This window comes from Chryseobacterium sp. PET-29, from assembly GCF_025736815.1.
In the GTDB taxonomy this organism is placed as follows: domain Bacteria; phylum Bacteroidota; class Bacteroidia; order Flavobacteriales; family Weeksellaceae; genus Chryseobacterium; species Chryseobacterium nepalense.
The window spans coordinates 2,545,566-2,568,768 of sequence record NZ_CP107053.1 but is presented as its reverse complement, the minus strand read 5'-3'; the positions used below and the strand labels follow the sequence as shown (position 1 = coordinate 2,568,768).

Genomic DNA, 23,203 nt, shown 5'->3' with positions numbered 1-23,203 from the left:
CAAATTATATGATGAAAAAATATCTTTTACTTGTATTATCCCTGATGTATGGCATCTCGCAATCGCAGATCATCAGAAAGTATTCCAATGAGTTCCTGAATATCGGAGCTGGAGCCAGAGGTCTGGCCATGGGAGGAGCCGTAGTTTCCAATCAGGATGATGTATATTCTCCGATGTGGAATCCTGCAGGACTTATGGCAATAGAAAGAGACTGGCAGGGCGCAGCAATGCACGCAGAATATTTTGAATCTATTGCCAAATATGATTATCTCGCGTATGCTAAAGTTCTGGAAACAGGGGTTTTCGGAGTTTCTGTAGTGAGACTGGGTGTTGATAACATCCTCAATACTACACAGCTTATCGACACTGAAGGAAATATTGATTACGATAAAATTACAAAATTTTCACAGTCAGATTATGCAGCCATACTTTCCTATGCATTCAATCCGGGAGGGAATACCAAATTGGATGTAGGTGTTAATGCTAAAATCGTATACCGAAATGTGGGCAAATTTGCCAACGGCTACGGATTTGGATTCGATGTGGGGGCTATCTATAAAATGGATAATGGCTGGAAGCTGGGAGGTATGCTGAGAGATGCAACAACTACGGTCAACTTCTGGAGTGTTAATCAGAAAGAACTTTCCACGGTGGTTAATGGGGAAGAATTCAACCCGGCGCCAAAAGATAAAATGGAACTTACCATGCCGAAACTCAATGTGGGAGCAAGTAAAATCTTCGAGATTAACAGCAGTGTATATATTTTACCGGAAGCCGGGTTAAATATCGATTTTGCTAAAACAGCCGCTCTTATTTCCTCAGACATTGCAAGTATCACTCCTTATGCAGGAGCAGAACTTGGGTATCAGAAAATGATTTTTGTGAGACTTGGGGTCAACAGATTTCAGTCGATCACAGATATTGAAGATCTCAGAAGAAAAGTTTCCTTCCAGCCGAGTGCGGGAATCGGGATCAGATACAGAGGCCTTACGTTAGATTATGCCATTACCAATTCCGGGATCGGAGGATCCAATTTTTATTCCAACTTCTTTTCCCTGAAACTGGATATGGGACAATTCAGAAATGATTAATTTATTTAAAATGAAAAAAATTTCACTGGTTATATTTACAGCATATTCGATGTTTGCTTTCGGACAGAAGGTTTCCGATTACAAATACATCTCACTTCCGCTACATTTCGAAACCTTTAAGGAAGATTTCGGTCTGGCAGATATGTTGACAAAAACGCTAAAAAGTAAAAATTACACTATAGTACCATACGACAAATTGCAGTGGCCGTCTGAAGCACAGGCTAATCCATGCAGTGTACTGATGGCAGATGTGGTAAATGACAGCGGTCTCCTTCGAAATAAAGTATTGCTCCAGTTCCGCGACTGTAATAATAAAGTAATATCCTCAACCAAAGGCAGTTCTAATATTAAAGAATTTAAAGAAGGTTTTCAGGATGCACTTAAGCAGACTTTTGTGTCAGTTTCTCCTTCAAGTCCTGTAGTTCAGACTACGGCTGACGCTTCAACTATTAACAACACAACATCTTCTGTTACAGAGACAAGAGAAACTGAGATTTCAGGCTCGGCTTCATCTGATAATAATGCCGTAAAATTCAGTAACGGCAAAGTTGATGTCATGAAAGTACAGCTTGATAACAATCAGTTTATTCTGGTAAACTCTAACAGCGCTTCGCCGTATGCAACTTTTAAGACAACAACCAAGGCAGATGTTTTCAGAGTGAAATTACAGAACGGAGAGGCGACTTTAGGATATTATGAAAACGGAAATATTGTTATTGAAATGCCTAAAGCGAATGGCGAGTATGGCAAAGAAATCTTTGTAAAGAAATATTTCAAATAATAAAAGGTTGGAAAATTTTCCAACCTTTTTTATTCATTATTAAAAAAATCATACACAATTTTAGCCTTACTTTTCCCAAGAATCTCTTCCAGAGTTTCCAGGCTTGATTCTTTAATTCTTTTCACAGATTTTAACCGCGACAAGAGTAGTTCAATTGTTTTTCCGCCCACGCCGGGAATTTCTTCCAGTTCAGATTTTATCGTTGAATTCTTTCTTCTGGTTCTGTGGTGCTTTACGCCAAAACGGTGCGCTTCGTCCCGTACTCTCTGTAAAATTTTAAGGGTCTCAGATTTTTTATCAAGGTACAATGGGATGGAGTCTTCCGGAAAGAAAAGCTCTTCCAGTCTTTTGGCGATGCCGATGATGGTAATTTTACCGTATAATCCCAACAAACGTAAGCTTTTCACTGCAGAAGAGAGCTGGCCTTTGCCTCCGTCGATCAGGATCAGCTGTGGTAAGTCTTCACCTTCATCCAGCATTCTTTTATAACGCCGGTAAATGACCTCTTCCATCGTTGCAAAATCGTTCGGACCTTCTACAGTTTTAGGATGAAAAATTCTATAGTCTGCTTTGCTGGGTTTTCCGTCTTTGAAAACAACACAGGCGGAAACAGGATTGGTCCCCTGAATATTGGAATTATCAAAACCTTCGATGTGGCGGGGTTCCACAGGCATCCTGAGGAGCTTCTGCATTTCTGCCATAATGCGGTTGGTGTGTCTTTCCGGATCTACAATCTGTACCTGCTTCAGTTTTTCAAGACGATATTCTTTTGCGTTTTTTTCAGAAAGTTCTACAATACGTTTTTTATCGCCTACTTTCGGGACGATCAGTTTTACGTTCGGAATTTCAATAGCCAGATGAAAAGGCAGCAGCACTTCCTTAGAATCAGAATCAAATTTCTGACGGATTTCAACTAAAGCCTGCTCCATAATTTCTTCATCGGTTTCCTCAAGAATTTTCTTAATTTCGGTCGTGAAACTCTGAATAATATTTCCGTTTCTGATCTTAAAAAAGTTCACATAAGCGGCCGTTTCATCGCTGGTCATACCAAAAACATCCACATCATCGATGCTCGGATTTACGACTGTATTTTTAGCCTGGTAATCTTCAAGAGCATCCAGTCTTTCCTTTACGATTTGTGCGCTTTCAAACTGAAGGTTCGTGGCATATTTCATCATCTGGTTTACCAGATATTCTTTTGCTTTGCGGAAATCTCCTTTGATGATACCACGGATGGCGTCGATCTTTTCATCATAATCTTGTTTGCTTTCCAGGCCTTCACAGGGTCCTTCGCAGTTTTTAATATGATATTCCAGGCAGACTTTGTATTTACCTTCCTCAATCTTTGCAGGAGCCAGATTAAGATTACAGGTTCTCAGCTTGTAAATATGTTTGATGGTATCCAGTAAAATTTTTGCCGGTCGCACTTTCGCATAAGGTCCGTAATATTCAGATCCGTCTTTTATTTTGGTTCTTGTTAAAAATATTCTCGGAAAATCTTCATTTTTGATACAAATCCAGGGATAGGTTTTGTCATCCTTCAGCATGACGTTATAAAACGGCTGATGTTCTTTGATGAGATTATTTTCTAATAAAAGTGCATCGTATTCACTATTAACAATAGTAGTTTCCAGGCGGTTTATCTTCCCGACCATTATTCTTGTACGGTAGCCGGAAAGGGTTTTATTGAAATAGGATAGTACTCTTTTCTTCAGATTTTTGGCCTTACCCACGTACAGCAGCTGATCGTTTTTATCATAATAACGATAAACGCCGGGTTCAGATGGTAAAGTTTTCAGCTGTAATTCTAAGGAAGGATTCATATAACAAATTTAAGGAATTTAAAGGCATAAAAAAAGCCGAATAGCTACCTGGGTTTCAGATTCATTTCCTATATCTATTAAATTGTAATAGGCTTGTGCTAATTTTGTTTAAACAGCGTCGTAATAGGATCAGGTTAAAATGTTATTATTTATAAAGCCATGTTAATCGGTTATACTTAAAATACAGGTGGTATAATGTGTTGATTTTCAGTGCTGATTATCATTGTTTGGAAACGTGCTGATGTTTCGGTCAAAACCTGCTCAGGTTTTTGATAAAAGGTGCTTAGGTTTCAGGTGAAAGGTGCTTAGATTTTATAAGAAACCTGCGTGGCTTTTAGAATGCATAAAAAATGCTGCCTCTGATAAAGGCAGCATACTTTAATATAGATTTAAAATTATCCGTTGCTCATTGACGTATACTCATTCACCAAAAAGCTGAAGTAATCCCATTCCACAGAATTTTTAGGATATTTTTTCATGAATTCTACATTATCCCCGAAAAGAAAATCATAATTGTCCTCAAAATCATCCTTATGAAGCCACATCACTTTATCACCTTTTTTAACATAATAAGACTTAATAACACCGCCGCCCAGCTGAGGTCCGTACCCGAATGAAACACCTCCTGTTTCTTTTGCTCTCGGGTCATGGTAAACAGAAATAATATCATCAAATCCCGGATTGATCACCTGCATCAGGAATTCTTTATCGTCTTTTTTGTTTTTTAGAGAAACCGTTTGGTTTACAAAATATATTCTGTCGCTGTTGGTAGTCTTGATAAGTTTTCGGGTACTGTAATTTCTGATATTCCCCATGTATTTGGCCACTTTTGCAATTTTCTCAGCATTACTTGGGTAGATATACATTTCAGCAATATGATCAGCACCAAAAGTCTCGGTTTTTTTCGTAATGCTGTCTTTTAAGGATACTTCAAAGATCTGTCCTTTTTTGGAGTCTGTTTTGCTGCAGAAACCTTTGTGAACGCTTCCGTCTTTTAAAATAACAGTTGAGGTTTTCTTTGGTGACGGCATATTGAACCCTTCATTGAAAAGGTATTGTTCCATCTTTTTAATTTCTTCTTTGGAGTATTTCACTTTTTGCGCGAAAGATGCAGTGCTGGCCAGAACCAGTGCAAGCAGTAATGTTTTAAGTTTCATAAGGATATTAATTTTATTCAGCAGCAAAAATAGGAAATTAATCTGCTCATCCTCAGAAAATTTTCATCATATAAAATAAGCTTTCCCAATTATCGCTAAATGTGTAATTTTAGGACAAAATTTAGAGAATGATATACGGTGTAGATGTTTTCAGTTTCCATGATGTCCTGGAGATCTGTAAAACTCCCAATAAAGCTAAACTTAATAAAGCAGCCAGAGAGCAGATTTTAAAATCGCAGAAAAATGTTCAGAAAATTGTAGAGTCAGACCGTTGTGTTTATGGGATCAACACAGGTTTCGGACCTCTTTGCGATACGAAAATTTCAGCTGATGAAACGGCGCTTTTACAATACAATCTGATCATTTCCCATGCAGTAGGTGTGGGGAAGCCTATTGATAAAGAACTTTCAAAAATCATGATGATTGCCAAAGTTCATGCGTTGTCAAAAGGATTTTCGGGAGTTTCCCTGGAGGTCATCGAAAGAATGGTTCTCATGCTGGAAAAAGATATCATCCCAGTTGTTCCGGAGCAGGGATCTGTTGGCGCTTCCGGTGATCTTGCTCCACTGGCGCATTTGGTATTGCCGCTTTTAGGCCTAGGAAAAGTATGGGTTGGAAACGAGATGTTTCCTACGGCAGAAATTTTAGAGAAAAACGATCTTCTTCCGTTGTCATTAGGTCCGAAAGAAGGACTGGGACTGATTAACGGAACACAGTTTATCTTAGCCCACGCGATCAAAGGACTGGAAAAGTTTGAATATTTACTGGATCTTGCTGATATGACGGCAGCCATGAGCCTTGAAGCGTACAGAGGTTCTGCAAGTCCCTTCAAAAAAGAACTTCATGAGATCAGACCTTTTGAAGGCAGTAAAAAAGTGGCCGCAAGAATGCTGAAGTTTCTGAAAGGCTCGGAAAATCTGCAGGCTCATGAAGACTGTGAGCGTGTTCAGGATCCGTATTCCATGCGATGCGTTCCACAGGTTCACGGGGCAAGCAGAAATGCATTTGAACATCTTAAAATGATGGCAGAAACAGAATTGAATTCCGTGACAGATAATCCGATTGTTTTAAGTGCTGAAGAGTCGATCTCAGGCGGTAATTTCCACGGTCAGCTCATGGCTTTACCACTGGATTACGCTACTTTGGCGGCGGCCGAACTGGGAAATATTTCTGACAGAAGAAGTTATTTATTGCTGGAAGGAAAATACGGTTTACCAAGATTATTAACGGAAAGTTCAGGGCTAAACTCCGGATTTATGATCCCTCAGTATACCTCAGCAGCGTTGGTTACAGAGAATAAAACATTATGTTTCCCGGCTTCTGCGGATTCCATCCCTACAAGTCTTGGGCAGGAAGATCACGTTTCCATGGGAAGCATTTCAGGAAGGAAGTTTAATCAGGTTCTGGGAAATCTTGTAAATATTTTAGCTGTCGAACTGATGTTTGCAGCACAGGGCTTAGAATTCAGGAGACCGGCAAAATGCTCTAAAATCATTGAAGAAAACTTCGCAATCTTGCGATCAAAAGTTACTAAACTTGAAGACGACCGATTGATTGGTGAAGATATGCTGGCTATCGCAGAATTGATTAATGAAAGGAAATTCGTGGTAAATTAATAGTATGATAAAAAATATAATTTTTCTCTTCACGCTGTTTTGCTTTACATTTTCATATGCCCAAACAAAGCACGAGAAAATCAAAGAATTAATTTCTCTGAGCGGAGCTTTTACCATTTCCAGAGGAATTCCGAAAGAAGTGATTGCAAATTATAAGAAGAAATATAATAATGTCCCTGAATCTGAATGGGCCGGCCTTGAACAGAAAATCAGTGTTGAAGAACTTATAAACAATGTGATTGAAATGTATTCAAGCAGATTTACAGAACCAGAGATTAATGAGTTGCTTGTTTTCTACAAATCAGATCTGGGAAGAAAAATGATTCGTCATTCACAGGATATGATACAAGAAATTCAGACGGCAACGAGTAATTGGGCAATGAAAGTAACTGAAATAATTAATAACGATCTCACGAAGAAGGGATATTTGACTTCTCCGCCGCCGCCCGTATCGGATGGTCCGCCACCTCCAATGATGCCTAAAAAATGATATTCCTAAAGCTCCTTCGTCCGGAGCTTTTGGTTTTTAATCCAATAAAAATTTAGTTATGAAAATTCAGAGAACAGATTCTTCCGGCAGAGATTTTCGGGATTTGGTACAGCTTTTAGATGCTGACCTGGCAGTTCGGAATGGTGAAGATCAGGCGTTTTATAATCAGTTTAATAATATTGATGTGATTAAAAACTGTATCGTAGTTTACGTTGATGAAACTCCTGCGGCGTGTGGCGCATTTAAAATGTTTGCGGATGATACGGTTGAAATTAAAAGAATGTACACCCATCCGGATTTCAGAAAAAGAGGTTTGGCAACAGCTATTGTGAAAGAGCTTGAAAAGTGGGCAAAAGAATTAAACTATAAAAAAGCGGTTCTGGAAACCTCACTGGAACAGAACGAGGCGCTCTCGGTTTATGAAAAAAGCGGCTATATAAGAATTCCCAATTATGGTCAGTACATTGGTGTTGAGAAGAGTGTATGTTACGAAAAAATCCTGTAAACTTTCAGTAAATATTATTTTCAGCATAATAAAAATATAATAAAATTTTATCTTTAAGGTTCTGTAATTCAATGTAAAGTGATATCTTGGTTTACCAATCAAATATTATTTTATATGAAGAAACATGTATTTTTAGTACTTATGCTGTTTTTCGTTTTTACAGCATGTAACAGAGATGATCTGCAGAATACAACGGCAGATATGGAAATCACCCAGAAAGATCCGCTTTCTGCAAAACAGATCAATGAAAAGATTAACGAGACCATCAGAACTAAGGGCAGATTTTCCTGGAAAGAATCATCCGATCATTTTGTATGGAGTGCTATTTTTCAGGGAAATAAAATTGCTTCGATAGGCTTCGGATCTTCTTTCGACAGAAGCCAGACTCCAGACAGTAAATCTATTGAAACAGCTATTTTACAAGTCATTGAAAAATATGAAGGAAAAAGCGACAGGATGGTATTATCATCGGATCCTTACCTTAATCAGATGGATGTTGTTGTAGAAAAACAGGAAACGGTTATTGCTCTGCGAAAAATGAAGGATATCCGGTATGTAGAGCCAGCGGATTACCGCTATTTTGAAAATGAAAGAAAACTGAACGGCACTGCCAAGTCCAGCAGCTCGTCATCAGGATGCGGATTTGAATCAACTGCCTTGAGCACATCAGATTATACAACCGTAACCCCTAATGCAAAGGCTCCCTGGTCTTTTTCAAAACATAATATTATCAATGCCTGGAGTTACAGTACCGGAGCAGGAGTTACCATTGGCGTGATTGACAGCGGCGTTTCTTCTGAACAGTCATTGTTAGGTTCAAGTTTTAACAACGGATTGTCTTTGGGCAGAAGCATCAGTAAAAACGGAGTCTATGTAGATTCCATATGGCCGTGGAGCAGTGGCTATGATGGTTCGGCGGATCAATGCGGACACGGAACAAGCATGGCTTCTGCAATGGCAGCACCGCGAAATAATATGGGACAGCCGGTGGGAGTTGCCTATAATGCCAATCTGGTAACGTATAGAGCTGCATCCAATGTTGTTCTGGATGGATATCATGAACAGAACGGAGTGAAAATCGCATTTACAGAACTGGGAAATAATAACAGTGTAAAAATTATATCGATGTCGATGGGACATATTTTCTCGGTCGGTAAAATAGAAGACGGGGTGAAATATGCCTATTCAAAAGGGAAATTAATCTTCTGTGCGGGTGGAACTTCTACCAGTTTTACCAATTTCGTAGGCGTTATCTTTCCGGCGTGGATGTCTGAAACACAAGCGGTGACGGGAGTGAAAGAAAATACATCTAATCAGAAATGCGATGTGTGTCACTCCGGTGCCGAGATTGATTTTACTTACCAGATGGAAAGAGCTTCGGGAAACAGTATTCCGGTGCTGAGTTACTATAACGGACAAACCGACTACGTGGGCGGATCTTCCGTAGCGACTGCTTCCACTGCAGGAATTGCCGCCTTGGTATGGTCTAAAAATCCTTCCTGGACAAGAGATCAGGTGCTGAACAAAATGCGGCAGTCGGCCACCTATTATCCTAATCCGAACTCTGATTATGGATATGGTAATATCAATGTTCTGCAGGCAGTACAGTAATTCATGATTGATAATTAATAATTCATAATTAATATAGAGACAGCGATAATAATTGCTGTCTTTTTTAATTTTTATAATTGATAACTAGGTACTTTTACGTAATCTAAAATTGAGTATATCTACTCTATCATTTATCTGTTTTCTGAAGTAGCTTTGTCATGTGATCACAACAAAACATTTCGACTTTTACAATTGATAATTTTACCATTATTGATGTATTTGGAGAATTTAAAAACTAAAACTATGGAGCCAGAAACCATTCAAACGGGGCGTATCCGAAAGGCCATAAGAGTAGGAAAACAAAAATATTAATCATGACAGAACAACAAGAAACATTAGTAGGAGGCTGGACAGCATTTCACCCTCTTACTCCGGAAGATCAAAAAGTATTTGACGAAGCAATGAAAGGATTTGTGGGAGTAAAATATTCACCTTACGAAGTATCAACACAAGTGGTAAATGGCACCAATTACCGTTTCAAATGCGACGCTTCAATGCCACCAGCAGATGTTGTTTGGCAGGCAATCGTGGAAATCTATCAGCCGATTAATGGTCAGCCACACGTTGTTGGTATCACAAGAATCTAAAAAGCTTTATGCATATTCTAAGGTCGGGGAATTTTATTCCTCGATTTTTTATTGTTTAAATATCAGCCAATTCTTACACTCGTCATACTAAGCGAACCGCCGATCAGTTCATCATTGAACAAAGACAGCTCATCTGAAGAAATTTTCAATCCCAGTGTATAAATTAGGGGAAGATAATGATCAGGAGTCGGAACGGCATACTGCAGGGAAATTCCCTGGTTTTGATATTCAATAATATTTTTAAAATTTCCGTCCAATAGCCAGTTGTTGGTTTTTTCGTGTGCTTCAATGGCCCAGTCCCATCCAGCTCCCACAGTATTGATATTTCTCCAGTCAATAAGCCTTAAATTGTGAATGATATTTCCGCTCCCGATAATCAGAATTCCTTTTTCGCGAAGTTTGTTCAGTTTTTGGGCTAAATCAAAATGATATTGCGGAGGTTTTGAATAATCAATGCTCATCTGAATTACCGGAATATCCGCTTCGGGATACATATGTTTAATAACAGACCATGCACCATGGTCCAGCCCCCAGCTGTGGTCTTCTTCTACAAAAACGGGCTCCAATAATTTAGCGGTCTCTTTAGCCAGTTCCGGAGATCCCGGAGCAGGATATTGTACATCAAAAAGCGCCTGTGGAAAACCACCGAAATCATGAATGGTTCTCGGCATCGACATGGCGGTCACTTTAGTTCCGGCTGTGAACCAGTGTGCCGAAATACATAAAATGGCATTCGGTTTCGGAATCTCAGAAGCGGCCTTGCGGAATCCCTGTACAAACTGGTTTTCTTCAATGGCATTCATTGGAGAGCCGTGCCCCAGAAACAAAACCGGCATTTTTGCGGTATTGCTGAAAAGATCACTTATGTTTTGAAGATCGTTGAGGTTCATTTTATCTCATATTTCATTAAAAAGGTTCAAGGCTTTTAATCCCTGAACCTTTTATGTTTAATTGTATTTTGTTATGGAACAGGATTGACATCCTGTTCTGAAATAAGTCCCTTCGGGACTTCTGTATTTTTGTTTTTTTAATAAACCGGATTAACATCCGATTCTGTTATAGATCGTCCCTTCGGGACTCCTCAAATTCTGTTGAATGAATTATGCCTGTTTTACAAACTGTAATTCCCCGGCGATTTTCACTTCTTCACTTACCATTACACCTCCTGCTTCAAGAGCTGCATTCCAGTTCAGTCCGAAATCTTTTCTGTTAATTTTCCCTTCAAAAGAAAAACCAGCTTTTGTATTTCCCCACGGATCTACATTGATTCCGTTAAAATCAACGTCTAATGTTACAGGCTTTGTAATTCCGTTGATGGTAAGATTTCCTGTTACTTCGTTGTTTAGGGCTGAAGATTCAAAAGTGATCGTAGGATTTGCTTCTGCGTTAAAGAACTCAGCAGATCTTAAGTGGTTATCTCTGTCTATATTGTGTGTAGAGATAGAAGCCGTCTGAATGGTAGCTGTTGTTTTAGCGTTGGAGAAACTATCGTCATCAGCATCGATCTCTGCTGTAAAATCGGTAAAGTTTCCTTTGATGTTAGAGATCATCATGTGTTTTACTTTAAAAGTAAGTTCACTATGTGCCGGGTCTAATGTCCATTTTGTTGCCATTGTTTTGTAATTTTGATTGTTATTAATGATGCAAATTTATATCAGAATACAGGTTCATTTCATTGACGTAGGATAAGAAATGATTTTTGTTTGATTTAAATATGGAAATTGAATTATGTTCTTATTATTTTAATTAACAAGAAGGTACGCAATATTTAGCCATAAATGCCACAATTCCAATCCTGGTGTTTTATTTTAACATTTTCTTAACGGCTCGTATTTATTTCTTATTTTTGGAGGATTCAATTTTTACCAAATGAAATTATATAAATTTTCTTTACTGATGCTGTTTCTGGGGAATTGTGCATTCGCCCAGACTCAGAAATTTACGATGGCAGAGGCTGTTAATGGGTTGAGAAGTAATCTTGCAGTGAAAAATATTTCCCAGTTTTCATGGTCCGGTGACGGAAAATCCTATATTCAGGCAGTGAAAGGCGGTTATCTCATTACCGATCTGAAAACAACTAAACAGGACACTCTCTTATCTTTAACACAGTTAAACAGAAATCTTGCCGATAATAAATTAAAAGCTGTTCCGCAGATCAAGTTCATCAGCAATTCCAAAGGCTATTTTAATGCTGAAGGGAAAATAACTTGGATTGAAAAATCCGGGAGCGACTGGAAAATAAAAAATCAGTTCGCGATGGATCAGAATGCCTCAGATCTGAAACTTTTCGGGGACAACCAGACTTTTGCCTTTACGGTAAAGAATAATTTATTTATCAATAAAAATGGTAAAACCATCGCCGTAACAAATGATACGGATGAAAATATCCTGAACGGGGCATCTAATGTTCACCGTAATGAATTCGGGATTGATACCGGAATTTTTCCGGCACCGAATTCTGAAAGTGTAGCTTTCTACAGAATGGATCAGACCATGGTTGCAGATTACCCCATCATCGACTGGTCTGTAACACCTGCTGTCAATCACAATATCAAATATCCGATGGCAGGACAGACTTCCCATCAGGTGACTTTGGGAGTATTTAATATCAAAAATCAGTCAACCACATTTTTGAAAATTGAAGGTGAAAAAGATCAATATCTAACGGCGATTACCTGGAGCCCGGATTCTAAATATATTTTTGTAGGCGTGCTAAACAGAGGGCAGAATCACCTTACAATGAATCAGTATGATGCGGCAACAGGAAATTTTGTGAAAACATTATTTGAAGAAACCAGCGATAAATACGTAGAACCTCAGCATCCGCTTATCTTCTTCCCGAATTCCAACACGGATTTTATCTGGCAGAGCCAGAGAACAGGCTACAACCATTTGTTTCATTACAGCCTGGAAAAAGGTCTTGTTGCTCAGATTACCAAAGGAGACTGGCTGGTTACGGATATTTTAGGTTTTAATGAAAAGAAAAAAGAAATTTATTTTGCTTCTACAAAAGAAACTCCATTGGAGAAACATTTGTACAGAATCAACTGGATCAATTTCAAAATGCAGCGACTGGATAATGCAGATGGTATTCATACAGGAATTTTAAGCAGTGACGGAAACCATTTGTATGATATTTACAGCAATGCGAATACGCCGAGGGTAGCAAATATCATCAATACAAATAACCTGAAATCAAATACTATTTTAACAGCTGAAAATCCGCTGAAAAATTACCAGCGACCGGAAATTAAGAATGTAACGTTAAAAGCTGACGACGGGACTCTGTTATATGGCAAAATCATCCTTCCGACCAATTTTGATGCATCTAAAAAATATCCGGTTATCGTTTATTTATACAATGGCCCGCATTTACAGTTAATTACCAATTCATTTCCGGCATCCGGGAATCTTTGGTACGAATATATGGCGCAGAACGGATATATCATCTTCACGATGGATGGAAGGGGTTCCGCAAACAGAGGCTTAAAGTTTGAGCAGGCTGTTTTCAGAAACCTGGGAACTACCGAGATGAATGACCAGATGAAAGGAGTGGATTACCTTAAATCATTGCCTTACGTAGATTCTGAAAGAATGGGAATTCACGGATGGAGTTTCGGAGGATTTATGACGACCAGCTTTATGCTTCGCCATCCTGAAGTCTTTAAAGTAGGCGTTGCGGGCGGACCGGTAATCGACTGGAGCATGTACGAGATTATGTACGGAGAACGATATATGGATACGCCGCAGGAAAATCCGCAGGGCTATGCAAAAGCCAATCTTCTGGATAAAGTACAAAACCTGAAAGGAAAGCTTCTGATGATCCACGGAGCGCAGGATGATGTGGTGGTATGGCAGCATTCGGTTAAATTTATCAAATATGCTGTTGATAATGGGGTACAGGTAGACTATTTTGTATATCCGGGACATCCGCACAATGTGATTGGAAAAGACAGGGTACATCTTATGCAGAAAGTAACAGATTATTTTGATTTATATCTGAAAAAATAATTCCTGCTTCATAATGAATTTTATAAAAAAAGACAGAGTACACTTTCATACGTTTGATTCGTTGAGGTTTCTGTCTTTTTTGTTGGTTTTTTTGCACCATTCGCCGGTTCCGAAAGATAGTGTTCTTCACTATTTTGCTAAAGAAGGCGGGATTGGTGTTTCTTTTTTCTTTGTGCTGAGCGGTTTTTTAATTACCTATATTCTGGTTATTGAGAAAATAAACGCACCGGGAAAAATTAGCCTGAAGAAGTTCTTTATACGAAGAATCTTAAGAATCTGGCCTTTGTATTACGCCATGGTTGTATTGGCTTTCTGTACGCCTTTTATACTCGATTTTTTTCACATTTCCTATTCCAATGAAGGATATGAACCCAACTGGTTTTTCACCCTTACCTTCTTAGAAAATTATATGCAGATGTGGACGGGTACATTTCCCAATGTTTCGCCGTTAAACGTTATCTGGTCGCTTTGTATTGAAGAACATTTTTATATCTTTTGGGGACTGGCTTTTTACTGGATTTCGTTAAAGAATATTCCGAAACTCCTCTTAGGATGTATCGTCTTTTCATTCGTAATGCAGGCGGTATATCAACAATATAGGATCATTACACTGGATCTTTTTACCAATATCCATTATTTTGCATTCGGCGGAATTCCGGCTTATATTTTTGTTTTCCGAAAAGAGATGATCAGAAAACTGGAAGATATCCCTGCAATTTATAAATACTTCTATGCGTTATTCGTTCTGATAATAATTGTTCTGATAGCGAATACACACCTTATATCTGATCCTAAAGTAATCTCATTTTTGCTGAGTATCTTGTTTTCAGGACTGATCCTTTCGACACTGGGAACGAAGAATGTTTTTAAAATCTCCGATACAAGTATTCTTGCTAAATTAGGAAAATACACCTACGGACTCTATTTACTTCATCCTATTTTCATCATGCTTTTTGTGAAAATAGGAAGCCGGTTTGAATGGAATTGGATCGTAATTGTTCTCTTCTCATTTATTTCTTCGGTCATCTTTGCTATATTATCTTATCATCTTTTCGAAAAACAGTTTCTTAAACTTAAAAGCAGGCTGTAGATCAGCAATTCGTTTCTTATCAAAGATCAATGTGCCTGGTTTTTAGATCAAGTACCTTTGTATTTATAAAATCAACAATATGGAATTAGGTATCGGAATGTTTGGCGATCTGGCAGTAGATCAGTCAACCGGAAAATATAAAGATGCAGGAATTAAAATCCGTGAAATCATTGATCAGGTAAAACTGATGGACGAAGTGGGAATTGATGTTTTTGCTATGGGCGAACATCACCGCCCTGACTATGCAGTTTCATCGCCGGAAATTGTGCTGGCTGCGGCGGCAAGTGTTACCAAAAATATAAAGCTTGCAAGCGGAGTAACGGTTTTAAGCTCCTCCGAACCCGTAAAAGTATATGAAGATTTTGCAACAGTCGATTTGATTTCAGACGGGCGTGCAGAAATTTTCGTAGGTCGTGGAAGTTTCATTGAATCTTTTCCGCTGTACGGATATTCTTTGGATGATTACGAAGAACTTTTTGATGAAAAACTGGAACTGCTTTTAAAGATCAATTCTGAAGAAAACATTTCCTGGTCTGGAAAACTTCGTGCACCAATGCAGAATCAGACTGTTTACCCAAGAGCTAAAAATGAAGGACGGATTCCAATCTGGAGAGCCGTTGGCGGCACACCGAAGTCTGTTTTAAGCGCTGCAAAATTGGGAATGCCTCTGGTTGTTGCGATCATTGGAGGAATGCCGATACAGTTTAAAAATCTGATCGATTTTTATAAGCAGGAATATTTGAAAGCCGGCCATCCGGAATCTGAAATGCAGATTGCCATTCACTCGCATACTTTTGTAAGTGAAGATCAGGCAGTAATAGACGGATATTTCCACAACTATAAGTCGCAGATGGACAGAATTGGTTCTGCAAGAGGCTGGGCGCCGTACACCAAAATGCAGTATGAAGGCGGAAGAAGCAAAGACGGTGCATTATTCATTGGGAATACTAATGAAGTTGCTGATAAAATTGCTTACATGAAAGAGATTTTCGGGATTACGAGATTCATCGGGCATATGGACGTAGGTGCTCCGGAAAACGAAGTCATGAGGAAATCCATCGAATTATTCGGAGAGAAAGTCGGTCCACAGGTAAGATAATAAGAATTCCGCTGAAATAACTTCAGCGGAATTTATTTTAAGCGGAAAGATCAAACTTTGCTTTATATTCATTCAGAAGTTCGGCAAGCTTGTCTGCAGACATTCCGTAGGTGTCTGGAAAGCCTCCCTGTCGGCGCTTCAGCTTTTCTCCGGCGAGATTTTTATTCAGGTTAAAAATCACAAGCTTATTAAAGGCCACCCATTTTGTTTCAAAAGAACTCACCGCCTGCCATGGAATAAATGTCATCCTGAAAAGGTTTTTCATCTCAATTCCTTTTTCATCAATTTTAAGATAAGAGGAACCGGGAATAAGATTAAGAAGAAAAACGATAAAACAGATCCCGAAAAACACAATATTCAGAATTGCAATGAGCATATTTCTATCCAGAAGAGAGATTCCTAAAACAACAAATCCGATGCTGATGACCAGTAAAATACTGCTTTTTACTTTTCCGGGTTTTAAAATAAGAGGTATATTTTGCATGTTATATTAATTTAACAATAATTAATTAGTTTATACAATTTCAATCTGACTGCCTTTTTCTTCATCCTTAATGATGTTCAGCGATACGGGGATTTTTTCTTTCAGCTCTTCCACATGGGAAATGATGCCCACAATTCTGTTTTCTTTCTGAAGATTCACAAGGGTTTCAAAAACAATATTCACTGATTCCAGATCCTGAGTTCCGAAGCCTTCATCGATAAAAAAGAAATTTTTTTCCGCTTTTGCATTGCTCTGAACACTCTCTGCCAATGCCAGAGCCAGACTCAGCGAGACCTGAAAGGCCTGTCCGCCGGATAGGGTTTTCACGCTTCTGCTGCGGCCTTCGTTGAGGTAATCGATGATTTCAAATTCATTGTTATCATTGAGCTGCAGGCTCAGCTGATTTCGTGTCATCCTGTGAAAGCGTACATTCGCATGGTCACAAAGCTGCCGCAGGTAAATGGATGAAACATACTGCACAAATCCCGCACCTTTAAAGAGATTTGTCATGATTTTAAGATTTTCCGCCCGTTTCTGAAGCTGTGATAAAAGCTTTAGAAGATCTTCTTTTTTCTTAAATTCTTTCTCCAGCCTTTCAATTTCGGATTTAATTTTTACAATAGTGTCGTTAGCAGTTTTTACTTCTGCTTCAAGGGAGGCAAACCGGCTTTCAACCGCTGAAAACTCTTCCTGGTCAAAAGCGAAATTTTTTAATTTTTGTTCAAGCTCAGTGATGCTGTTTTTTAAGGTTTGAAACTTAATTTTAAATTCCTCAATAAGACCTTTTGCCTCCTGAACATCAATTTTCTCTGCCAGAATTTCCAGCACTTTATGCTGGTCAAATTGCTGTTCGGCTAATGCTGTTTCAATTAAAAGCATATTGCCTGCCATTTCCTGTTCCAATTCGGAGATCCGTTTTTCCAACTGACTCACAATGGTTTTCTGCTCTGCCAGTTTGGGCGAAATTTCTTTTTCTTCTTTAATTAACTGATTATAATTCTGCTCCGTCCCGCGATTGGATTCGGAGAGCTTGTGAAAAATTTCTTCCACTTCCTGAGCTTTTTTACCAGTATAATTTTTCCATTCCAGAATTTTCAGGTTGGCTTCATTGGTTTTGATCTGTTCTTCTTTTTTCGCTTCGTCCAGCCGGAATTTTTCCAGTGCCTTATTATAGTTGTCGAGATTGTTTCTTTCTTTGTCCAGGTTTTTCTGTTCCGTACTGATTTGCTCATTCAGTTCTTCCAGAAGCCTTTCGATAGTGAAAGAACGTTGTCTCTGTTCTTCAAAATCAGCTTCATGGTCTGCATTAAATTCTTTCCAGGTAAAATTTTTAAGATGATTTTCGATCTCAATCTGAATCTGTTTTGCCTGATCTTCCTCATATTTCAGCTGTTCTTCAAAGATTTTCCTACGGTCAAGAACTTTCTCCGCTGCTGATAATTTTTTCTGAATGTCTTCTTTCTGATGATCCAGCTGATCCATTTGCTGCTGAATGTCATGTAATTCTGACGTTACGTCATGATATTGCACCATATTCGGATGTTCCAGGGAGCCGCAAAGCGGACAGGCTTCTCCGTCATGCAGTTCGCTGGCAAAATGAGAAAGTTTCTGCTGAACTTCCAGCTGATTCCGTTTTTCATACAGTTTTCTTTTCTGATTTTCCAGATTTTCAGCCTGAATCCTGAAATCATCTTTAAAGTTTTCAGGATTAATTTTTAAAAATGTGAGCTCTTCGGAAATAGAAATAATTTCATTTTTTTTAGCATCAGCTTTTTTGATCTGGATGTTCAGGTTTTCTTTTAATTTTTTCTGTTCCAGAAACCAGTTTCCTACGCTCAAAAGTAATCCGGGATCAATTTTTCCGGGCTTTAAAGCTTCAGATTTTTTAGAAAGCTCTTCTATTTTCTCCTGAATCTGTTTCTGAACGGCTTGCACTTCTGTTACCTTTTGGGAACCGTTTTCAGTTCTTTCCTTCAGGATTTTAATTTCATCGGAAACTTTTATCATTTGCAGAATCAGGCCCAAATCATTTTCCTGGAGTTTAGATTGATGCAGGACTTCGTACTGAGGCTGTATTGCAGCAAGTTTATTTTTCAACTTTTCAAATTGAAGCTCCGTGTTTTTTACAATGGCCAGCTGGTGTTCTTTGAGCCGGGCTTGTTCTTCAATCTCTTTTACCAGCTTGTTTTTTTCAGAAAACAAAGGGATAAATATCCGGGATATCCGGTCATAGAGTTCCGTTTTTGTTTCCAGAAGATCAACATTTTCTTTTTGCTCGGAAAGCTTTTGAAAATGGGCTTTCTTCTCTTCCAGTACTTCAAAGTCTTCTTTTAAACTCTTCAGCCTGGAATAGGTGTTTTCTGTCTCCCGGAATTGTTTCAATACTGCTTGGTATTTTTCCTGTTCCTGGTTGAGATTTTCTTTAATTGATGAAATCTTTTCTTCATTTACCTCTTCAAAACCTTTCAGTTGTCCTTCCAGCTGATCAAGTTCTGAGCGGTTTTTAGCATTAATAAGCGAAACATTGTTTTGAAGATCAAAGCGCTGGAGCCCGAAGATCTCTTTCATCATATTTGTCCTGTCGGCAGCTCCCAGTTCCAGAAATTCTTTAAATTGTCCCTGAGGAATAATAATCGTCCTTTTAAAATTAGCATAGCTTAATCCTACAATCTGTTCTGCATTTGAATGATCAAGCGGGATCCAATTATTGTTTTTCCACTCATAAAATGTGACCGACGGTGTTTTTACATCTTCAAAATTTTTAGAATTCCTTTTAAATTCACGTGTCGCGCGGTATTTTTTATTTTCAGAGCTTATAAAATCAAATTCGATATAAGATCGGTTTGATTTCAGGTTCATCATATTGTAAGTACGTCGGTCGCGGGCATTAAGTCGCTCGGTTTCACCGTAGAGTGCAAATGAAATAGCCTCCAGGATTGAAGATTTTCCTGAACCTACGGCTCCGAAAATACCGAATAGTCCTGCTGCCGTAAGATTTTCAAAATCTATTTTCTGACGTTCCTGGTAAGAATAAATACCTTCTAAAGTTAGCTGAATTGGAATCATAAGCTCTAAGGGTTAAGAATTTCGTTAAACAGATTGATGAGCTCTTCATTGGCATCCTGGCCAGCGTTTTTAGATTTAAAATAATCTCTGAACAAAGACTGGATATCCTGATTGAGATTAATATCACGAAGCTTGGTTTCATTCAATTCCTGATTTTTAACTTTCGGGATGAGGTGTACAATTCCGTTGTGCGATTGGTATAGCCGTTTTCTTTCATCGGCTGTTAGAAAGGTCTCACTTTCAAGAGTAAGTTCTACAAAAGTTTCCTGGTTTGTGGTGAGCCACTCCACTGTTTTCTCGATAGAGTCAAAGCTTTTTCTTTCCAGGCATTTACCGTTTTTAATCGGGATTCTTTCAAACCGGACGGCTTTGCCCGGCTCGGCTTCAACAATGGAGATATATTTGGTCTGTCCTGCCTCACTGAAGCTATAGCAAAGGGGAGAAGATGAGTACACCACCGGCTTTTCATCGGTTCCGATATTTTGAAAACGGTGCAGGTGACCAAGTGCTGTGTATTGAATCTGTGGAGGAATAATGTCAGAATAGATCAGGTCGGCATTCCCTATTTTAAGGGGTTTTTCACCTTCCGGTTCGTCCAGCAGAGGAGTTCCTTTTTTATTCATGTACAAATGGGTCATGAGCAGATTCACTCCTTTTTCATCACAGAACTCATTGGCATTTTTCTGCCAGTGTTCTGCAAGAACGTTGTTCAGTTCTGCTTCTTTTTGTTCACCGAAATATTGTTTCAGCCTCATTTCGTTAGCATACGGTGTATGAAGAATTCTTACAGGAAAGTCATGATTTTTGAAGGTAAGTTCAATGAATCCTTCCGCAGCTTTTGAAATGTTAAAATGCTCCAGTTCAAAAGGAGTGATTATGGCTTTGGGATGGCCAATAAGGATAATTCCGCATTCACGGGCCAAAGGATCCGGCGCGTCAATAAGGTTGGGAGAATCATGGTTTCCTGAAATAGCAATCACAGGCCGTTTTCCGTTTAACGACAATCTTTTTAAGGTTTTATAAAATAACTCTACGGCTTCAACACCGGGATTGAAGTTATCAAACAAATCTCCGGCAATCAGAACAAGATCAATATTTTTTTCATCGGCAGTCTGTATAAGCTCTTCCATTACCAAAACCTGCTCTTCCAGCCTTGAAAAGCGGTCGAGACGTTTACCCAAATGCCAGTCGGCAGTATGCAGAATTTTCATAATGTAAATGTAAAGAAGATAAATGAAAAGTAAGAATTGTGGTATACAACATTATTATCACTACTTTTGAAAAAACTAACAACATGAATCAAATTCTGACAGTACTTGCTGTATTGTTCACTTTTCCTGTGGCAGCACAAAATCCTGAAAAATTCTTAAAAGAAATTAATGAGGAAGGAGTTGCCTTGTATCATAGCGAAATGACCAGCTGGAACGGCACTGATATTTTCATTGAAAACTATAAGAACCGTGAAAATATAGGCGGTTACTTTTCTTATCTGGACGCAGGAATTCCCAAATGTGTTTTTTTCTCTAAAAACCAGAAAGTAATCGGCACTATTTCATTTCCGGCGAATTACAATCCGAAAGATGCAAAGATTGACCTTGAGGAAAGAGATTTTACCCAAAAGGAAACCGAATATTTTACCATAAGGCAAAATGCTTTGAAAAGAATAAAGAATGATACAATTTTCAAAGTATATAAAGATACAAACCTTAATATTGTTCCGCTAATCAGAAATAAAGTTAAGAAAGTGTATATTTTGACAGCAACTTCTGCAGGAAATACGGTTATATTCGGGAATGATTACCTCATCACTTTCGATAATAAAGATCAGGTAAAAAATGTTGAAAAACTACACAATAGTATGATCGTCCAAAAAATTCACGATGAGAAAACAGGACATACGATAAGCGGAATGCACAGTCATGTTATTGAAAACTGGCAGATGATTACACCAACGGATATCTGTACGCTGATGTTATATCAGAAATTTACAGAATGGAAAAGTTATATGACGATTTCTAAGAAATTTGTCAGTATCTGGAACTCCAATAATAATCTGGTGATTATGAAGACTGAAAATTTTAAAGGTATGGCAGAAAACATTCTTAAAAATAAAAAGGATAAACCGGAACCAGAAAAGCCAGATAAATAGAGAGTAATCTATATTTAAATTTAATTTCAGATTAAAAAACGGAATCTTTATTTCAGAATTGCTTGTGATCCAATACCAATTTATTTCTACTTTTACAACATGGAACAGCAATCTAAAGATCCTCTTCACGGAAAAAGACTTGATGCCATTCTTGAAGAACTGGTAGAATATTACAACGGCTTTGAAAGACTTGGCGAGCAAATCAATATCAAATGTTTTACGGATAACCCAAGCATCAGCTCATCACTGAAGTTTTTAAGGAAAACTCCATGGGCAAGGACAAAAGTAGAAAGCCTGTATCTCTTTGTGCTGAGAGAGAAAAAAAGAAAAGAAACAAGAGGGCAGAAGTAGAATGCCGTGGATGCTTCTTTACCTGTTATTCTTCGCGCAATGAATCCAAAAACAGTATATTTGTAACGTTAATCGTGAAATTCACGAAAAAAAGAAAAAAATATGACAATCGAAAACAATCATGTTGTAGCTGTAAGTTACATCCTTCACACCATCGAAGAAGACGGGAGTAAAACTCTTGTAGAAGAGACCACAGCAGAAAATCCACTAACGTTCTTATACGGTGTTGGAATGATGATTCCAAAATTTGAGCAGAATATTTTGGGATTACAGGCTGGAGATAAAGCATCATTTGTAATTCAGCCGGAAGAAGCTTACGGAGAAAGACAGCCGGATGCCATTGCACAGTTGCCGATCGATATGTTCCAGGAATCCGGAGTTCCTCCTGTTGGAGCAATTTTACCATTATCCGATAACCAGGGAAATAATTTCCAGGCATTTGTGGTAGAAGTAACGCCGGAAGCAGTGGTGGCAGATCTTAATCATCCGATGGCAGGAAAAGTTTTAGATTTCCAGGTAGAAGTTTTAAACACACGTCCAGCAACGCAGGAAGAGCTTGCACACGGTCATGCTCATGGAGTTGACGGAAACGAAGCTCACTAAAATATAAAATGTCCGATTTATTCGGACATTTTTTTATAATCTATAGTTTTACAGTTGTATGCTCTCTTTATTATAAAAATTCGCCGCTTACATAATACCAGCGGTTCTGAATTATTTTAAAAGTTGATAATTCATGATGAACCTGCGGTTGATTATTTTCATCAGTATAGAAGGCTTTAAATTCTACTTTATATAAAGACGGCTTGTTTATAATTTCCAGCTTTGTCCAGGTATTGCATTCTCCCCATTCCTGTAAATCCTTTTTACTGTGATATTTTCTTTTGCTGGGAAGGGTAGTTTCCATTAAATAATCACCATTCGGAATCGCAAATGCAGAAAAACGCGACCGCATTAATACTTCTGCCGTTGGAGCAAATTTTTCTTTTGTATGATACGGCTTACAGCATTCTTCGTAGGTTTTTCCGGAACAGCAGGGACAATTCATTGCTTTTTTGATACAAATGTAAAGGATTATTTTTTTAATTATCAACAGAGTAAATAGAAGCGGGCTTAGCTCGGCTTGAAAATAAATAATTCAATAGGCTTTAGGCAACGTATAGTTGCACAGAACATAAATTTTACAGACAATTTCATTAATTTTCACCTTAATCAAAAAATCTGCGCGAAGAATAATCATTAATGAAAATATTTTTGCAATTAGTGTTCAGAACCCAAAAAAAAGCATTCAA

The 23,203-nt window shown here is 38.3% G+C and carries 21 protein-coding genes; 13 read left to right on the top strand and 8 right to left on the bottom strand.

Annotated elements, in window-relative coordinates; translation table 11 throughout:
• Window positions 1-8 precede the first annotated feature (8 nt).
• Together ODE14_RS11435 and ODE14_RS11430 are read left to right on the top strand one after the other, a co-directional pair.
• A complete protein-coding gene (locus ODE14_RS11435; protein WP_409515150.1) occupies window positions 9-1,091 on the top strand; it encodes a PorV/PorQ family protein in 1,083 nt (360 codons plus the stop codon).
• A gap of 10 nt (window positions 1,092-1,101) precedes the next feature.
• Window positions 1,102-1,872 carry a hypothetical protein gene (locus tag ODE14_RS11430; RefSeq protein WP_263601530.1) on the top strand — a complete coding sequence of 257 codons (771 nt, stop codon included), beginning with the start codon at window positions 1,102-1,104 and terminating at the stop codon, window positions 1,870-1,872.
• A gap of 29 nt (window positions 1,873-1,901) precedes the next feature.
• Here ODE14_RS11430 and uvrC read toward each other — a convergent pair whose 3' ends face one another.
• Window positions 1,902-3,695, bottom strand: coding sequence for an excinuclease ABC subunit UvrC (gene uvrC / locus ODE14_RS11425; RefSeq protein WP_263601529.1), 1,794 nt, complete (start codon window positions 3,693-3,695; stop codon window positions 1,902-1,904).
• A gap of 395 nt (window positions 3,696-4,090) precedes the next feature.
• Complete coding sequence (locus ODE14_RS11420; protein WP_263601528.1) at window positions 4,091-4,852, bottom strand: hypothetical protein; 762 nt, start codon at window positions 4,850-4,852, stop codon at window positions 4,091-4,093.
• 128 nt (window positions 4,853-4,980) lie between these two features.
• On the opposite strand from ODE14_RS11420, the gene hutH reads away from it, so the two are divergent.
• From hutH to ODE14_RS11395, 5 genes are all read left to right on the top strand, one after another.
• Window positions 4,981-6,468: a histidine ammonia-lyase gene (gene hutH, locus ODE14_RS11415; protein ID WP_248390732.1), complete on the top strand. Its 1,488-nt coding sequence runs from the start codon at window positions 4,981-4,983 to the stop codon at window positions 6,466-6,468.
• Window positions 6,469-6,472: 4 nt separating this feature from the next.
• Window positions 6,473-6,958 carry a DUF2059 domain-containing protein gene (locus ODE14_RS11410; RefSeq protein ID WP_263601527.1) on the top strand — a complete coding sequence of 162 codons (486 nt, stop codon included), beginning with the start codon at window positions 6,473-6,475 and terminating at the stop codon, window positions 6,956-6,958.
• Between the two features lie 58 nt (window positions 6,959-7,016).
• The gene (locus ODE14_RS11405; RefSeq protein ID WP_263601526.1) at window positions 7,017-7,463 is read left to right on the top strand and encodes a GNAT family N-acetyltransferase; all 447 of its coding nucleotides are present in this window, start codon (window positions 7,017-7,019) and stop codon (window positions 7,461-7,463) included.
• Between the two features lie 114 nt (window positions 7,464-7,577).
• Window positions 7,578-9,074 carry a S8 family peptidase gene (locus ODE14_RS11400; protein WP_263601525.1) on the top strand — a complete coding sequence of 499 codons (1,497 nt, stop codon included), beginning with the start codon at window positions 7,578-7,580 and terminating at the stop codon, window positions 9,072-9,074.
• A gap of 314 nt (window positions 9,075-9,388) precedes the next feature.
• Window positions 9,389-9,661, top strand: a complete 273-nt coding sequence (locus tag ODE14_RS11395; RefSeq protein ID WP_248390756.1) for a hypothetical protein — start codon at window positions 9,389-9,391, stop codon at window positions 9,659-9,661.
• A 62-nt stretch (window positions 9,662-9,723) separates the two neighbouring features.
• Here the strand turns inward: ODE14_RS11395 and ygiD are convergent, their stop codons facing one another.
• Window positions 9,724-10,551 (bottom strand): 4,5-DOPA dioxygenase extradiol, encoded by an 828-nt coding sequence (ygiD, locus tag ODE14_RS11390; protein ID WP_263601524.1) that lies wholly within the window; start codon window positions 10,549-10,551, stop codon window positions 9,724-9,726.
• Between the two features lie 210 nt (window positions 10,552-10,761).
• Window positions 10,762-11,274 (bottom strand): YceI family protein, encoded by a 513-nt coding sequence (locus ODE14_RS11385; RefSeq protein ID WP_263601523.1) that lies wholly within the window; start codon window positions 11,272-11,274, stop codon window positions 10,762-10,764.
• A gap of 256 nt (window positions 11,275-11,530) precedes the next feature.
• Between ODE14_RS11385 and ODE14_RS11380 the strand changes: the two genes are divergently transcribed.
• From ODE14_RS11380 to ODE14_RS11370, 3 genes are all read left to right on the top strand, one after another.
• Window positions 11,531-13,672, top strand: coding sequence for a S9 family peptidase (locus ODE14_RS11380; RefSeq protein ID WP_263601522.1), 2,142 nt, complete (start codon window positions 11,531-11,533; stop codon window positions 13,670-13,672).
• A 13-nt stretch (window positions 13,673-13,685) separates the two neighbouring features.
• Window positions 13,686-14,762 (top strand): acyltransferase family protein, encoded by a 1,077-nt coding sequence (locus ODE14_RS11375; RefSeq protein ID WP_263601521.1) that lies wholly within the window; start codon window positions 13,686-13,688, stop codon window positions 14,760-14,762.
• Between the two features lie 79 nt (window positions 14,763-14,841).
• Window positions 14,842-15,861, top strand: coding sequence for an LLM class flavin-dependent oxidoreductase (locus ODE14_RS11370; RefSeq protein WP_263601520.1), 1,020 nt, complete (start codon window positions 14,842-14,844; stop codon window positions 15,859-15,861).
• A 37-nt stretch (window positions 15,862-15,898) separates the two neighbouring features.
• Here the strand turns inward: ODE14_RS11370 and ODE14_RS11365 are convergent, their stop codons facing one another.
• The 3 genes from ODE14_RS11365 to ODE14_RS11355 are packed head-to-tail and all read right to left on the bottom strand — an operon-like array spanning window position 15,899 to window position 20,622.
• Window positions 15,899-16,345, bottom strand: coding sequence for an STM3941 family protein (locus ODE14_RS11365; RefSeq protein ID WP_263601519.1), 447 nt, complete (start codon window positions 16,343-16,345; stop codon window positions 15,899-15,901).
• A 30-nt stretch (window positions 16,346-16,375) separates the two neighbouring features.
• The gene (locus tag ODE14_RS11360; RefSeq protein ID WP_263601518.1) at window positions 16,376-19,411 is read right to left on the bottom strand and encodes an AAA family ATPase; all 3,036 of its coding nucleotides are present in this window, start codon (window positions 19,409-19,411) and stop codon (window positions 16,376-16,378) included.
• A gap of 5 nt (window positions 19,412-19,416) precedes the next feature.
• Entirely contained in the window at window positions 19,417-20,622 is a 1,206-nt protein-coding gene (locus tag ODE14_RS11355) for a metallophosphoesterase family protein (RefSeq protein ID WP_263601517.1), read from the bottom strand.
• Between the two features lie 83 nt (window positions 20,623-20,705).
• On the opposite strand from ODE14_RS11355, the gene ODE14_RS11350 reads away from it, so the two are divergent.
• The 3 genes from ODE14_RS11350 (at window position 20,706) to ODE14_RS11340 (ending at window position 22,514) form a co-directional block, all read left to right on the top strand.
• Window positions 20,706-21,560 carry a hypothetical protein gene (locus tag ODE14_RS11350; RefSeq protein WP_263601516.1) on the top strand — a complete coding sequence of 285 codons (855 nt, stop codon included), beginning with the start codon at window positions 20,706-20,708 and terminating at the stop codon, window positions 21,558-21,560.
• Window positions 21,561-21,659: 99 nt separating this feature from the next.
• Window positions 21,660-21,911, top strand: a complete 252-nt coding sequence (locus ODE14_RS11345) for a VF530 family DNA-binding protein (RefSeq protein ID WP_029298665.1) — start codon at window positions 21,660-21,662, stop codon at window positions 21,909-21,911.
• Between the two features lie 102 nt (window positions 21,912-22,013).
• Entirely contained in the window at window positions 22,014-22,514 is a 501-nt protein-coding gene (locus tag ODE14_RS11340) for an FKBP-type peptidyl-prolyl cis-trans isomerase (protein ID WP_263601515.1), read from the top strand.
• A gap of 70 nt (window positions 22,515-22,584) precedes the next feature.
• Here ODE14_RS11340 and ODE14_RS11335 read toward each other — a convergent pair whose 3' ends face one another.
• A complete protein-coding gene (locus tag ODE14_RS11335; protein WP_263601514.1) occupies window positions 22,585-22,959 on the bottom strand; it encodes a YchJ family protein in 375 nt (124 codons plus the stop codon).
• Between the last annotated feature and the right edge of the window lie 244 nt (window positions 22,960-23,203).